Origin of the sequence: Rickettsia massiliae MTU5 (assembly GCF_000016625.1) — a bacterium.
Classification (GTDB): domain Bacteria; phylum Pseudomonadota; class Alphaproteobacteria; order Rickettsiales; family Rickettsiaceae; genus Rickettsia; species Rickettsia rickettsii.
The window spans coordinates 1,261,718-1,277,506 of sequence record NC_009900.1; the positions used below are offsets into that span (position 1 = coordinate 1,261,718).

A 15,789-nucleotide genomic window follows, 5' to 3' on the forward strand; every position below is an offset into this window, starting at 1 on the left:
ATCCTCACGTACTAGTGTACGCTGCGGTCAAAAAATATGAAACAACGACGCCAATTTTTCAAATTAAACGAGTATACCTTATATCTTTAAACTATTCCACATACTATTAACCTTGTCGATAACTTCCTGACTCATTTCTATTTTTTTACCCCATTTTCTATTTGTCTCAGGGTATATTTTATCGGTTGCATCTATTCCCATTTTACTACCAAGGCCTGACTCAGGAGATGCAAAATCCAAATAATCTATCGGGGAATTATCTATAAAGCTCGTATCACGCCTTGGATCGCTTCTTGTTGCTATTGCCCAAATTACTTCTTGCCAGTTACGAACATCAATATCGTCATCTACAACTATAATAAACTTACTATACATAAAGTGCCGTAAGTAAGACCAAATCCCAAGCATTATTCTTTTAGCATGACCGGGATAGGATTTTTTAATCGATACTACCGCAACTCTATATGAACAACCTTCAGGTGGAAGCCAAAAATCGACTATTTCCGGAAATTGTTGCTGCAATATAGGAATAAAAATTTCATTTAATGCTTCACCTAAGATTGATGGCTCATCAGGCGGTTTTCCTGTATAGGTGCTTAAATATACTGGATTTTTCTTCATCGTTATTGCGGTAACCGTAAATACAGGAAATTCCTCAACATCATTATAATATCCGGTGTGATCCCCAAAAGGACCTTCAGGCAAATACTCCTCTAAACTTACATAGCCTTCCAGCACTATTTCACTATGTGCAGGTACTTTGAGGTCAATAGTTTTGCATTGTACCAACTCTACTTTTTCATTACCGAGTAAACCAGCAAAATTATACTCCGAGATATTCTCAGGTATCGGCGTAACTGCTGCCAAAGTTACCGCTGGATTTGCCCAGATAACGATAGCAGCAGGAAAAGGTTCTTTTTTTGCTTCTTTCCAACGTTTATGATGCTCTGCTCCGCCCCGTAACTTTAACCAACGCATCAATAGTTTATTTTCTGAAATAACCTGCATTCTATATATGCCAAGGTTGTAATTATCGATTTTATCTTTTGTTGGACCTTTAGTAACTACTATACCCCAAGTAATTAAAGACGAAATATCATCAGGCCAACATCTTTGGATCGGCAATATATTGATATTCGGTTTGTCAATGACGATTTCATGACAAGCTGCTTTTGATACGGTTTTAGGAGACATAGCAAATATACGCTTAGCAAGCGGTAACATTGACCATGTTTCTTTAAAAGATGCGGGAGATTGCGGCTGTTTAAGGAATGCTAGTAAAACGCCAAGTTCTCTTAATTCTTTGGGTGACTTAAGTTTAAGCCCCATACAAATACGATTTATATTAGCATAAAGATTAGTGAGAACAGGTATGTCGGACTTAATGCCGTCGGCTTTTATAACATTTTCAAAAAGTAATGCAGGTCCGCCTTGTGCTAATACTCTTCTACTAATTTCAGTAATTTCTAAGTCAGTTTTAACCTCAAGAGCAATACGCTTTAACTCACCGTTTTTTTCTAAAAATTTTAAAAACTCCGGTAAATCTTTAAAGCTCATAGTTTTATTTTTTTGTTTATAATGTACGGCTTATTTTATCATCATTGCGAGCAACCATAGGCTGCGTGGCAATCTCATTAAATATCCTGAGATTGCTTCGTCAATTGCTATGCAATTTCCTCGCAATGACGATACGGTATGACCTGATGGATTTCGCTACTTATTAAAATTAGCTTTTACCTGCATATCATTCTGAATAATTGTGTAGTTAATTAGCTCGTCAATTACAGAATTTTTAATATTATATATTATATTTTTTTCTGAATTGACATGAATATTTTTAGCTGTTAATTCATCGATACTTCTAGATTTAATATGTGCAAAATATACTTCATCACCTACTTGAAATACAGGCGTATTACTTCCTATTTTAGTATTAAAAATTGATAATAATATTTCAGGAGTTAGTGTTAGATCATCTTCCATTTCGGATCTAATATAGCTTTTTTTGCTTATTTTTATTCCGGTAGCTTGAAGCTCTTTTATGTTCTCTTGATCTGAATTATATTCCTTTGCTAAATCCTTGATAATTTTTAAGTTTACATCTGCAATATTCCGCTTTATCCAAGCTTTATTTACCTGCTCTTTAATAGCATCAAATTCAGGTATTTTTGCCGGCTGAATAGATTTTAATTCTACCAATATAAGATAGCTTTTATCCTCTGTTTCTATAGGATAAGATAATTCACCTTCCGAAAGCTCAAAAATACTATCGGCATTTTCAGCAATTATTTTATCTTCAATAAGCTCCGCATAACTGATATAGTGAACGTTTTGTATCGGTAGCTTATATTTTTCGGCAATTTCAACTAAGCTAGAACCGGCTGCCGTCTCATCTTCCAGCTTTTTAGCAAACTCCATATTAAGTATGTCGATTTTTTGAGCCTTTAATAAATCATGTAATTGTTTTTGTACTGCTTCAAAACTTTGATCACCGAATTCATCTTTATTTTCATTATAAAATTCTAACAACTCATCTTGAGTAACTGAGACTTTTAAATCCTTAATATTAGCTTTAATATAAGAAAAGCTGCGTTTCTCAGGTACCTCAAACGCGGTTTTATTATCTTGGTAAAAATCCTTTAATTGCTGATCGGTAGGAGTAGGGATTTGTAAATCTTTCGGTTTATTTTGTAAATCTATTTGTACTAATTCTACTTCTCTTTTTTCAGCCATATAATCTACTATATTGTCAGTCATAGCTTTAGGAACATAGAAACTTTCTACAAAAGTACCGACAAAAATATTTTTTAGAGCTTTTTCTTTGAAGTTTAATAAATATTTTTCTTCATCCATATAAGAATTTCTAAAATAAGTTTTAAAAATTTTTATATTGAAAACACCTTGCTCATTTTTAAAAACCGGTGATTCTTTAACTAAAATTTTAACTGTATCATCACTTAGATCTAAGTCATAATAACTCACTAAATAATCTAAAACATTATCGTAAACAAGCCTTTTTAGGATTCGGTTATCAATATTTAACTTTGCTATTTCTTCATCCGTTAAACTTGTTCCCGTTTGCTTACTTATAGCATTAATTTCTAAAGATTTTGCTCTCAAAAAATCTTCCTGGGAGATATTTTTCACATGAGAAAAAGTAACAATATCGCCGCTTCTTCTTCCGTTTAATACATCTTTAATACCAAAGCCGACAAAAGCAAAAGCTATCATTACGAATAAAACCCGCATTATAAAACTATCGGCAGTTTTTCTAATATTATCTAACATAATTTTTTATTTAAGTTTTTATCGTCATTGCGAGGAAATTACGAAGTAAGTGACGAAGCAATCTCAGGATATTTGACGAGATTGCCACGTCGCTTCGCTCCTCGCAATGACGCTTCTCAAGACTACATTATAAAGCAAAAAAGCCTATATAGTCAAACTATATAGGCTTTTTTATGATTATAGAACGGTTAATTAAAAATTAACACGAACTTTTACACTACCTTGCTGAGCGAAATACTTACTTCCGATATTGGTATCGTAGTTAATCCCGTATTCCATCATTTTATGCTTAGCAGTAACACCAACACCGACATCAAAACTTGTTTTGCTTTGCTTAAAGCTGTTGGTTGGGAGAGGAGCAGTCATACCTTGTAATCTTGCATCAATCGCCGGAACTTTATTCTTGAATGCATAATCGACCATTGCGTAAAGCTCAGGTGTTAGCACTATTTCATTGACATTGATATTACTTGATACTTTAGCACCGAGTAAACCGTCGAAAGTATTATAGTTCTTGCCTTTAACGGTAAGATTTTGGTAAGTAGTACCGGTTTCCTTATAGCCCTTATCTTTGATAGTCGAATATCTAAGCCCAGCTAGCGGTGTTAAGTTAATGTTCTCAGGCATCATATAGGTATAACCAGCCATTAACTGACCTGTATAGCTTTCGGATTTATACTTACCGTTTGCAGTTTGATAACCGACAGTCTCTAGTGCCGTTGCAATAACACGTCTTGATTTGCTGCTTATCTTATTATCTGAGTAAGATGCTATAGCTTCAACGGAGAGATTTTCATAAGGTACATTATATAAACCGTATAAAGAATAGATGTTGCTCTCTACCTTATTCTTATCGCCCATTTTATTATTTTTTAGCTTAATGTCAGTATCGGCTCTTGTATATGCAAGTCCGAGTGCTAGATCATCACTAACTAAGCAGTCAAAACCTATAGTGCCACCAGTTGTATCAGACTTATAACCACTTATATTGTTACACATCTTCTGCGTTGCATTACCGACAAACGGGCTTATCCACGCACCAAACTTAGCATCCATATCTTCATCACCGGAAGAAACAGGACCTTTATTCACTGCTTGTACTTTATCCATTCTAGCATTTAGAGCAGTTATATTACTTGATATATTACTCGCTACAACTTGATTATTAACGGCAGCTATAGTATCGCTAGGTTTTACAACATCTTGCATGAGGTGAGTTGTAGCATCTGCTTCCTGTAGTGGTGTCATTAGACCAAAGTTATTGAAAGCTTGACGTGCATCTGAACCATTGGGAGCATCCTCCATTAACTCAAGCGATTTCTTTATATTTGCAGCATTTGGGATATTTGCAAGCAGTCCACCCGGTCCAAAAGCTTCATCTATAACATCTGCAGCTATATCCTCTGCAAATAACGTTAAAGTCGATGCATCAAAAGTAAAGTCAACAAAACGGTTGTCATTATTAATAGTTATTTTAACATTCTCTTCAGGAGTAGGCTTTAAACCACCTACTGTTTCTGCAGATATTACCGTATATTTTGTATCTGGGCTTATATTATTAATGTCGAAATTAGTAGCAGTAACAACAAGTGCTAAAGTTGAAACCCCTGATAAATCAAGAGTACTACCTGATTTAATTAAGATATTACCACCTGACTTAGCTGCTCCGTCAAAAGTAGTATTTAAGGTTAGCGTATCGGTAAAACTACCGGTGCCAGCAGTATATGTTACTTGATTTGCACCTAAAGTAAGTGTAGTACCGCTACCTGTTATATTACTATTAAAGGCTAGGCTATTGCCGAAATTAATAGTAGCACTGTTAGCTACAAAGCTGGTAGCCGTTACATTTTTAGCAAAATTAGTGATAGAACCTTTGGCTAAAGTAACCGCACCTGTATTAGTGAATGTATCGGCAAAACTTGTAGTACCGCCAAGTGTCACCGTACCTTTTGCGTTAACACTGCTTGCAAAACTTGTAGCACCTGCCGTTGTGATATCACCAACCAAATTAGCCGCAGTCCCTACAACACTGCTAACACTACCGCCGTTCGTGAAGTTTAGCTTCAGAGCCTGACCACCGGTTTTATTTATGCTGCCTGTTAAGTTAAAGTTTGCAGGTAATGTTAAAGTATTTGTGCCTGTACCTTGGATTTCGCCGATTTTAACGTCACCGCCTTTGGCAATAGTTACATTTCCTGCACCTACTTTTAACATAGCAATCCCGTTTACGCTATTAAGATTACTTGCACCTAAAACTATTAACGTACCGTTATTAGTACCGCCGGTATTTTGGACTGCTCCCGCAACATTTACATTGTTATTTAATGTTACCGTACCGTTTTTTGCATTAAAGTCTAAGAAACCGCCAATATTACCACCGGTTTGAGTTAATTGAATAGCATCATTAAGTAAAACTACGTTTGCCGTAGTAGCTCCAAGTTCTAATCGACCTGTAGTATCAAGCACTATATTTGTTGTATTAAAAGTGGTACCTGCCGCGCCGAAATCTCCCGCTCCTTTGAAAACTATAGTGTGTAACTTATGAGCTCCACCAAGCGTCTTGCCTCCGGCTATCGTTAATTTTTTTCCTGCAGTTACAGAATTTAATGTTACTATACCCTCATCGTCATTATCAGGGTCTATATTCGCACCTAGTGTGATCGTACGGTCGTTTCCTGAAGTATTTTGTAATATTAATTGAGCATTCGCATGTGCAAATTGAATATTTCCTGCTGGTACATTTAAATTACCATTATTTGCATCAATCGTATAAGTAGCATCGTTTATTTGTATAGCACCAGCATTAAATGCTGTACTACTAGTAAAAGCTGCATTATTGTTAATATGCACGTTCTGTATACCTTCTAAATTTACATCGTCGGTTATTGTAACGGCATTATAAATAAGTAAAGTGTTAAATTTATCACCACCTCCATCACCGATATTTCTAGCGGTACCTGCTACATTACTCCCGATATTCAGGCCATTAACCCCACCATTAAAGACTACATCACCTCCATTAGCACCGGGAGCTACTAAATCAGCTGCTAATAATATATTTTTTACTCCGACTCCGGTTAAGTTAGAAAGTACTAAAGCAGAATCTGGAACTCCAAAATTAATAGCTTGAGCATTTAATATAGTAACATCACCAGCACTTGCATCAATTGCAAAAAAATTACCGGCTCCAATATTGATTTCTGCAACTGTTCCTATAGTGGAATGATATGCCGTAAGTGACTTTGTATTAACATTTAATATAGCGTTATTGCCGTTTGCTATAGCTCCTTTAAAATAATAAGGGATTGTGTTACCACCACCATCAAGAGGTCCGTTAAACTCTAAAGTACTCCCGACTCCAAAATCTATATTATTCGCAGCTAGGCTTCCTCCAGCTTGTAATGTTATTCCTGCTCCTACATTCACTGTTGCTAATGCTGCCGTATTACCTATATTGCCAGTTACTGTACTATTACCGGTAAACGTTGCTATACCATTATTTGCATTACCGGTATTATCTATCGCTCCGGTCACCACTACAGGATTCGTAAATGTCACTGCTGACGCAGCATCTGTTAATTTAGTCGTAGTAGCTTTAACAACCGCTCCTCCTAACATGGCTGTACCTGCTCCTACACTTATCGTGGCTAATGAATTTGTATTACCTATATTCCCGGTTACTTGACTCAATGCACCATTTAAATTTAAGACACCTACATTATCAACGCCTGTAGTGTTATCAATCGCACCTGTTAATACTGCATTTGCATTTGTAAGGGTTAATACCGACGCAGCATCTGTTAAATCAATCGTAGTAGCTTTAATAACCGCTCCCCCTAACGTGGCTGTACCTGCTCCTATACTTATCGTGGCTAATGAATTTGTATTACCTATATTCCCGGTTACTTGACTCAATGCACCATTTAAATTTAAGACACCTACATTATCAACGCCTTTAGTGTTATCAATCGCACCTGTTAATACTGCATTTGCATTTGTAAGGGTTAATACCGACGCAGCATCTGTTAAATCAATCGTAGTAGCTTTAATAACCGCTCCCCCTAACGTGGCTGTACCTGCTCCTACACTTATCGTGGCTAATGAATTTGTATTACCTATATTCCCGGTTACTTGACTCAATGCACCATTTAAATTTAAGACACCTACATTATCAACGCCTGTAGTGTTATCAATCGCACCTGTTAATACTGCATTTGCATTTGTAAGGGTTAATACCGACGCAGCATCTGTTAAATCAATCGTAGTAGCTTTAATAACCGCTCCCCCTAACGTGGCTGTACCTGCTCCTACACTTATCGTGGCTAATGAATTTGTATTACCTATATTCCCGGTTACTTGACTCAATGCACCATTTAAATTTAAGACACCTACATTATCAACGCCTTTAGTGTTATCAATCGCACCTGTTAATACTGCATTTGCATTTGTAAGGGTTAATACCGACGCAGCATCTGTTAAATCAGTCGTAGTAGCTTTAATAACTGCTCCCCCTAACGTGGCTGTACCTGCTCCTATACTTATCGTGGCTAATGAATTTGTATTACCTATATTCCCGGTTACTTGACTCAATGCACCATTTAAATTTAAGACACCTACATTATCAACGCCTGTAGTGTTATCAATCGCACCTGTTAATACTGCATTTGCATTTGTAAGGGTTAATACCGACGCAGCATCTGTTAAATCAGTCGTAGTAGCTTTAATAACTGCTCCCCCTAACGTGGCTGTACCTGCTCCTACACTTATCGTGGCTAATGAATTTGTATTACCTATATTCCCGGTTACTTGACTCAATGCACCATTTAAATTTAAGACACCTACATTATCAACGCCTGTAGTGTTATCAATCGCACCTGTTAATACTGCATTTGCATTTGTAAGGGTTAATACCGACGCAGCATCTGTTAAATCAATCGTAGTAGCTTTAATAACCGCTCCCCCTAACGTGGCTGTACCTGCTCCTATACTTATCGTGGCTAATGAATTTGTATTACCTATATTCCCGGTTACTTGACTCAATGCACCATTTAAATTTAAGACACCTACATTATCAACGCCTGTAGTGTTATCAATCGCACCTGTTAATACTGCATTTGCATTTGTAAGGGTTAATACCGACGCAGCATCTGTTAAATCAGTCGTAGTAGCTTTAATAACTGCTCCCCCTAACGTGGCTGTACCTGCTCCTACACTTATCGTGGCTAATGAATTTGTATTACCTATATTCCCGGTTACTTGACTCAATGCACCATTTAAATTTAAGACACCTACATTATCAACGCCTGTAGTGTTATCAATCGCACCTGTTAATACTGCATTTGCATTTGTAAGGGTTAATACCGACGCAGCATCTGTTAAATCAGTCGTAGTAGCTTTAATAACTGCTCCCCCAAGAGAAAGGGGGCTTGCCCCAACGCTTATTTGAGCTGCTGGGTTAACATTACCTATTGTTCCGTTAATGGCAACACCTGTATTGACAGTTATTATACCTCCTCCATCTATATTTCCTGCAAGTGTTATCTTTGCCGGGGTTACAGATTGTATAATTAGTGCAGCATTCGCTCCCCCTAAAGTTATATTTCCTAAACCTGTATAATTATCGGCAGGAGCATCAAAACCATGATTTGCAGCAACAGCATTAGTACCGTTTAAAGTTAAGCTTTTGCCGGCAGTAATAGTAACAGGCAACAAGTTACCTCCCGTCACAATCGAACCAACGACGGTATTTTGAGTAATATTTAGACCTACGGGAGTAGTACCCGCAACATTTATAGCCGTAATAATACGACCGGCTTCATCTGCAGTGATAGTATGATCACCACCGTAAGTAAATGCCATACCATTTTGAGGACCGTCAACAGGAGTACCATTAGCTACCCCTTGAGCCGTTATATCATTCCAATTATTGGCAACAGCAAGATCACTAAATGCTGCATTATTATTAGTAGAAATAACACCTACAGCAACACCGAGTACCCCGCTACTACTCAGCATTATCGCTGCAGTTGAGGTGGTGAATAAAGCGGCTTTAAGACCTTGTTGTATTGCTTTTTGCAATAATTTTGGAGAAATATTTGTCATAGCCATATGTAAACCTTAATAAAAATTAAATCACTTAAAAAGTGTTATTTTAACGCAACTTTTTTAATATGTCTATAATAATATAGATGATATGTCATTCCGTAGCGGCGTTGGTCTTGTTGCATGGCTCGAGAAATCTGCTGGGTGTCATGTCATCCCGTGGACAAACCATAGGATGACAGGGAGGGAATCGCTCCACGCGGGCAATGCCCACTCGCAATGACTATTTAGTATCCATATTCTCCTAACACCTTAATAACATCATCATACATATAATATTCAGAAACATTAGCTTTGAGCAATAATTCTGTAGCCGGGACACAATGATTACTCTTCGCCATGGCCAGCGGTGTTAGACCTGATTTATCACGATAATTAATATCCGCAGTGTGTTCAATTAAAAACTGTATTAATTCTTCACTGCAATTAGCTTTTATAGCATGATGCAGAGCTATACGTCCTAATTGGTCTTTGTACTGGGCATCAACACCTTTACTATATAAAGTTTCTACTAACTCTAAATCACCAGCATATATTGCTTTTTGTAAAAGCTTTTGTCCTAAAGCTTTATCAAATGCGGCGTAATCTTTAATCAACATTTTTACTAGTTTCGAGATGTTTATATGCTTGTCATAAATTTGAGTTACTTTTTCTAAAAGTGTTTGCTGCCCTGTGTTTTTACCGACTAGCGTATGATTTACTAGATACTCTATTAATCTCAAATCTTCAGAATCAATAGCAAGTTCAAAAATCTTATAACCGAGTTCGCTTTTAATATCAAATTTAGCACCTTTGCTAATTAATGCTTTTACTGATGAGATATTTTTCGATTCTACAAATGCTAACAGAGTTTTATTATTATGATTTTTATCATGACCCATTGCGCTTGCCCAATCATGTAAAGTATAGCCATATTTATCGTACTTTTGAAATTCCGTATTCTCATATAAATATTCTACCATTTCCACATTACCGATTTTTATTGCTAAGTGAATAGCAGACCAACCATACATGTTAGGAGCAATCTCCCCTCCCATCTGAACTAAAAATTTTACTGTTTCTAAATCATGACCTGTTTCTGAATATTATATGTATAAGTATTGCTAACTCCAAAGGAGTTCTACATTTAGCATCTGTAGCATTAATATTTTTTTCATTACATAAAACTTTTACTAATTTTATCTCTTTAGATCCTTACTGCTATATGTCAATCCGACCATTTATTATCTCTTATAGCCATCGGGTTTACTTTCGCTATCCTTAGCTTTTAAAGCTTTAAGACGTGATATTATATAATCTTTAGGGGTAATTTTTGCATATGAGGTATAGTCTGGTTTCAGTGTTATAGGCAGTCATTAAAATTATTTCCATTATTTAATATATTGCGGCGGCAATTATTAAAATATATTAATAATAATGTCAATGATAAATATATTTATGTCATTCCTGCGAAAGCATAAAGCAAAATAAATCGAGCTTTGAATTTCAAAAATTTGCTGTATCCATACTTTTTTCTTGGATTCCTGCTTTCGCAGGAATGACATAAGAGCCATGCAACAACGCCTACGGCTGCGTAGCGCATGACGAAAAAAAATACCCTACCTCTCAGGCAATAATATCTCTCTTTTACCTGTATGATTCGGTGGTGAGACTATTCCCTCTTTCTCCATCTTCTCAACTAAGTTGGCAGCTTTGTTATAGCCAATTCTAAGCGACCTTTGGATATAGCTAATGGAAGATTTGCGTTCGTCACGCACTATCTGCACAGCTTTTTTGTAAAGCACTTCATCAGAGGTGCCGTCACCGATATCAATGCTACTATCATCCTCTTCAGGTTGCTCTGTAACGGCAGAGATATATTCAGGCGTACCGCTCTCTTTCAAATATTCCGTAATTTGCTCAATTTCGGCTTCATTAACAAACGGTCCGTGTACCCTACTTATCTTGGAAGTGCTCCCCATAAATAGCATATCACCCATACCGAGTAACTGCTCAGAGCCTTGCTCTCCTAAAATCGTTCGGCTATCGATTTTAGAGGTAACTTTAAAACTAATACGACTTGGAAAATTGGCTTTAATGACACCAGTAATAACGTCTACAGAAGGTCTTTGCGTTGCCATAATAATATGGATGCCTGCCGCTCTTGCCATCTGAGCAAGCCTTTGAATCAGCATTTCAATATCCTTACCGGCAACTAGCATTAAATCAGCCATCTCATCAACAATAACCACTATGTAAGGTAGTTTTTCCATGTTCATTGTAACGGTTTCGTAAATAGGCTTACCTGTTTCAGGGTCAAAACCAGTTTGAATCGAACGCTCAATTACCCTATTCTCTTTAACCGCTTCTAAGATTTTTGCATTATAACCTGCGATATTCTTAACACCGATATTGCTCATCATTCTATAACGGTTTTCCATTTCCTTAACTGCCCATTTAAGAGCAACTACCGCTTTAGAAGGCTCGGTTACCACGGGAGTTAGCAAATGCGGTATTCCATCATAAGCCGATAATTCAAGCATTTTCGGATCAATCATGATAAAGCGACATTCTTCGGGAGTATAGCGGTATAAGAGCGACACAATCATCGCATTAATACCGACGGATTTACCTGAGCCGGTGGTTCCTGCTACTAATAAATGAGGCATTTTAGCAAGATCTGCAATCAGCGGCTTACCTGCCAAATCTTTACCCAAGACTAACGGCAATAAAGTTGATTTGTCTTGGTATTCTGGGGTCTCTATAAGTTCTTTTAAGCAAAAGAATTCACGCTGCTTATTAGGAAGCTCAATACCAAGTACGTTTTTGCCGGGTATGACTGCTATCCTTGTTGATAAAGCAGATAGTGAGCGTGCTATATCGTCAGATAATCCTACTACCCTTGATGTTTTCGTGCCTGCTGCCGGCTCAAATTCATATTGAGTTACCACCGGTCCTTGATTGATATTAATTATCTGCCCTTTAACTCCAAAATCATTCAGCACGGTTAATAACTCTTCAGCCTTTTGTTTAAGCTCTGAGGAAGAAGCTCCTTTTACATGATGGTTTTCAGGATCACGTAATAACGAAATAGGCGGCAATTCTGCTATTGCGCTTTGAGATATTTTAGGGCTAACAGGTTTGCTAAAGAATTTTATAGGATTTGCAGGTACGGGTCTCACTTCTTCAGGGAATTTTACTTTTTCACTTACAGGCTTTTGGTAAGAAGAAGTTATATTTATCTTATCATTGTTTTTAGTAGGGAATAATATTATCGACGACAATCGTGAAAATACATTATGTAAAAAAGATTGTATCCGATAGATTAAAAATTTACCTAGCTTAATAATAAAATTACTTAAAGAAGTAAATTTAATTTCAAATAAAACAACTAATATAATAAAGGTAAAAAATATTAATAATAAGTATAGTTGATTTGTAAATCGCTCAAAAAAATTAGAAGCTATTATTCCGATAGCTCCACCTGCATTTGCCGGTATGAATTCTAGCTTAATCTTAGATAATAATGTGCTACTGCTAACGAGAGCAAGCAACATTACAAACATACGGATAAATGAGCCACGATATCTTCCATACCAACAATTTTTCCCCCAAACAAAGCAAGCAAGCGGTATAATAAAAGCAGCCAACCCAAAAAATTGATATAAACAATCCGATAAATAAGATCCAAAAATTCCGACTAAATTACTATGGTACTCTGTTGTGACCGAGTTAAAAGACGGATCGTCTATATTATATGACGTGAGAACAGTAACAATCCCAAGCCCGATTATCCCTAAGATAACCGCTTGTACCTTATTGTTTGAAAGAATTTTATTTATGTAATATAGCATAGTTTTAAATATTAAGAGCTAAATTATGAGTTTTATATCTTTTTCTATAATACTCTATAGGTTTTTCAATAAAGAAATAAATTAAAAAAGAAATAATTATTACTGTTATAAAAGTAACCAACGTATTAAGAAATGTCCCATTATCAGCCCAATATGAAATAGCAGGTAATATAATTATACAAGACAATTAAATGACAATAATATATTGGGTAAGAGAGTAAAACAATTAATTTGTCTAACTTATTATCTTTGGTTAAGTCAAATATTTTTCCTAAAGATAGAGCAAATAAACAATAAAAAAGTAATTTTTTTAGTTGAGGCTCTATTGGGATAAACGGAAAAGTAATAATTATTAATATATAAATAGAGTAATTGACTAAGCCAAGACTTTTTTTCGTTTATTTCTTGATTAGTATAAATATAAAATGCTTGACTACCAATTAAGAAAACTGCAAGTTCAGAAGGAAAGAATCTATAAGACCAAGAATCTCCTATAAATCCATTAAACTGAAGAATAATTCTAGTAATTAAAGATATACAAATTATGGATAAAATATAGATATTTTTCTTTTTTAGAATCCAAGGTGCCATTATTAAATAAAAAGAAATTTCTAACCTAATTGACCAACCAGGAGGTATCAACAAAAATTGATAAAGAGGAGGCGTGAAGTCAATAAAGTATTTTGTAAAATGTACTTGTATTATTATTAATTCCAATAAACATTGTTACATCTTGCAACAACATTGTTAGGTTTGTAAAAATTAAAAAAACCAGCCGGAAATGGAAGATTACACAATTACCTTAAAAAAGAAAAGTTTTGCTGCAAGAAGAAAGTAACTAAAATACAAAAGATATAAGTAGGATAAAGCCTTAAATATCTACTTTTCCAAAATTTTATTTTGCTTATATAATTGCTCTGAATCATAGCCATATAAAAGCCGGAAATCATGAAAAAAGATTGTACTGCAATTGTTGCACCTATAAATTTAAGAAATGGATGAGAAGTTGAATGTACAGCCACAACAGAAAGAGCAAATAATAACCTAACTACACCCATTATGTTAAATAATAATTATATTAGCAATTATATAATATTCAAAACCTAAATCAAGTAACATAGTAGCACTTCTCAATAATAAGATAAGTTATTTACATTAAAAGAGCCATTTTGTATTATGAAAAATATTTTTTTACTTGAGGGAAAGGTAACCAAAACTCATGACCATAAAAATCCACACGGAAAAAGATTTCATAAAGATGCGGGCAGCAGGAAAATTAGCTGCAGAGACGCTCGATTTTATTACTGATCACGTAAAACCGAACGTCACTACTAATAGTTTAAATGACCTTTGTCATAATTTTATTACTTCTCATAATGCCGTTCCTGCACCGTTAAATTACAAAGGCTTTCCGAAATCGATTTGTACTTCTATAAATCATGTGGTTTGTCACGGCATTCCAAACGATAAACCGTTAAAAAACGGTGATATAGTAAATATTGATGTTACGGTAATTTTAGACGGTTGGTACGGTGATACTAGCCGTATGTATTATGTCGGTGATGTAGCAATTAAGCCAAAGCGTCTTATTCAAGTAACTTATGATGCAATGATGAAAGGGATTGAAGTAGTTAGACCCGGTGCTAAACTCGGTGATATCGGACATGCTATTCAAAGCTATGCCGAGAAACATAATTATTCTGTGGTTAGAGATTATACGGGTCACGGTATCGGAAGAGTTTTTCATGACGAACCGTCAATATTAAATTACGGTCGCAGCGGCATGGGTCTACCGTTAGAAGAAGGGATGTTTTTCACAGTTGAACCTATGATAAATGCCGGTAATTATGACACTATATTAAGTAAACTAGATGGATGGACAGTTACTACACGTGATAAATCATTATCGGCTCAATTTGAGCATACTATAGGCGTGACTAAAGACGGTTTTGAAATATTTACGTTATCACCTAAAAAACTTGATTATCCTCCATACTAAACTGTAGGGTAAAAATTGATTTTGTTGTATGGCTATCTATGTCCATTCCCGCGGGACATTGTTGCGTGAATCGAAAAACGCACTCGGTGTCATCCCGTGGCTTGACCACGGGATCCAAAAAGCATTTAAAAAGACTAGATTCCGCGATCAAGTTAGCTAGGATGACATTCAAGATTACTGGATTCCCGCTTTTAGCTAGGAATGACATCAGCAACATTTTACTTATTTATAATTTGAATAAACATTTAAAGAATGTTAGAAAATAATTTGTTAGAATTTAGTAATGATAAAATAGATACGCCTCATTATATAGGTCACCGTAAAAGAGTAAAAGAACGCTTCGTTGCCGCTGGAGCAGAACATTTTGCCGATTACGAATTACTTGAAGTAATGTTATTTTCGGCTATCCCTCGTAAAGACGTAAAACCTCTTGCTAAAAAATTACTTGATCATTTTGATATTACGGATTTAATTAACCTTGATAAGGCAAGGCTAGTTAGTATTAAAGGCACCAATGAAAATTTATATATTTATATATCAATTTTGCTCTAATACGTGAGCTGATAA

Annotated in this window: 8 protein-coding genes and 1 pseudogene; 2 read left to right on the forward strand and 7 right to left on the reverse strand. The window is 35.6% G+C overall.

Features of this window, described 5'->3' with window-relative positions; all coding sequences use genetic code 11:
- Positions 1–78: 78 nt before the first annotated feature.
- The 7 genes and pseudogenes from RMA_RS06875 to RMA_RS12345 all read right to left on the reverse strand — a co-directional run bounded on the left by RMA_RS06875 (position 79) and on the right by RMA_RS12345 (position 14,281).
- On the reverse strand, positions 79–1,557 hold the full coding sequence (locus tag RMA_RS06875; RefSeq protein ID WP_012153205.1) for a UbiD family decarboxylase: 1,479 nt from the start codon (positions 1,555–1,557) through the stop codon (positions 79–81).
- A 156-nt stretch (positions 1,558–1,713) separates the two neighbouring features.
- Positions 1,714–3,288: a SurA N-terminal domain-containing protein gene (locus RMA_RS06880; RefSeq protein ID WP_041404891.1), complete on the reverse strand. Its 1,575-nt coding sequence runs from the start codon at positions 3,286–3,288 to the stop codon at positions 1,714–1,716.
- 192 nt (positions 3,289–3,480) lie between these two features.
- Complete coding sequence (locus RMA_RS06885; RefSeq protein ID WP_081427946.1) at positions 3,481–9,390, reverse strand: autotransporter outer membrane beta-barrel domain-containing protein; 5,910 nt, start codon at positions 9,388–9,390, stop codon at positions 3,481–3,483.
- Between the two features lie 227 nt (positions 9,391–9,617).
- Positions 9,618–10,271 carry an ankyrin repeat domain-containing protein gene (locus tag RMA_RS12150; protein ID WP_337998665.1) on the reverse strand — a complete coding sequence of 218 codons (654 nt, stop codon included), beginning with the start codon at positions 10,269–10,271 and terminating at the stop codon, positions 9,618–9,620.
- A pseudogene (locus tag RMA_RS11485) lies at positions 10,257–10,639 on the reverse strand (ankyrin repeat domain-containing protein); the annotation flags it as partial. The gene RMA_RS12150 and the pseudogene RMA_RS11485, both read right to left, overlap by 15 nt.
- Positions 10,640–10,988: 349 nt before the next feature.
- On the reverse strand, positions 10,989–13,223 hold the full coding sequence (locus RMA_RS06900) for a DNA translocase FtsK (RefSeq protein ID WP_041404892.1): 2,235 nt from the start codon (positions 13,221–13,223) through the stop codon (positions 10,989–10,991).
- Between the two features lie 797 nt (positions 13,224–14,020).
- The gene (locus tag RMA_RS12345; protein ID WP_410526293.1) at positions 14,021–14,281 is read right to left on the reverse strand and encodes an acyltransferase family protein; all 261 of its coding nucleotides are present in this window, start codon (positions 14,279–14,281) and stop codon (positions 14,021–14,023) included.
- A gap of 161 nt (positions 14,282–14,442) precedes the next feature.
- Between RMA_RS12345 and map the strand changes: the two genes are divergently transcribed.
- Together map and RMA_RS06920 are read left to right on the forward strand one after the other, a co-directional pair.
- Entirely contained in the window at positions 14,443–15,222 is a 780-nt protein-coding gene (map, locus tag RMA_RS06915; RefSeq protein WP_012153210.1) for a type I methionyl aminopeptidase, read from the forward strand.
- Positions 15,223–15,474: 252 nt separating this feature from the next.
- A complete protein-coding gene (locus RMA_RS06920; protein WP_410526294.1) occupies positions 15,475–15,774 on the forward strand; it encodes a UPF0758 domain-containing protein in 300 nt (99 codons plus the stop codon).
- Positions 15,775–15,789 lie beyond the last annotated feature (15 nt).

Bases quoted from the DNA above. Each gene is read 5' to 3' on its own strand.
- RMA_RS06875 (WP_012153205.1), bottom strand. From the start codon at position 1,557: ATGAGCTTTAAAGATTTACCGGAGTTTTTAAAATTTTTAGAAAAAAAC.
- RMA_RS06880 (WP_041404891.1), bottom strand. From the start codon at position 3,288: ATGTTAGATAATATTAGAAAAACTGCCGATAGTTTTATAATGCGGGTT.
- RMA_RS06885 (WP_081427946.1), bottom strand. From the start codon at position 9,390: ATGACAAATATTTCTCCAAAATTATTGCAAAAAGCAATACAACAAGGT.
- RMA_RS12150 (WP_337998665.1), bottom strand. From the start codon at position 10,271: ATGGGTCATGATAAAAATCATAATAATAAAACTCTGTTAGCATTTGTA.
- RMA_RS06900 (WP_041404892.1), bottom strand. From the start codon at position 13,223: ATGCTATATTACATAAATAAAATTCTTTCAAACAATAAGGTACAAGCG.
- RMA_RS12345 (WP_410526293.1), bottom strand. From the start codon at position 14,281: ATGGGTGTAGTTAGGTTATTATTTGCTCTTTCTGTTGTGGCTGTACAT.
- map (WP_012153210.1), top strand. From the start codon at position 14,443: ATGACCATAAAAATCCACACGGAAAAAGATTTCATAAAGATGCGGGCA.
- RMA_RS06920 (WP_410526294.1), top strand. From the start codon at position 15,475: ATGTTAGAAAATAATTTGTTAGAATTTAGTAATGATAAAATAGATACG.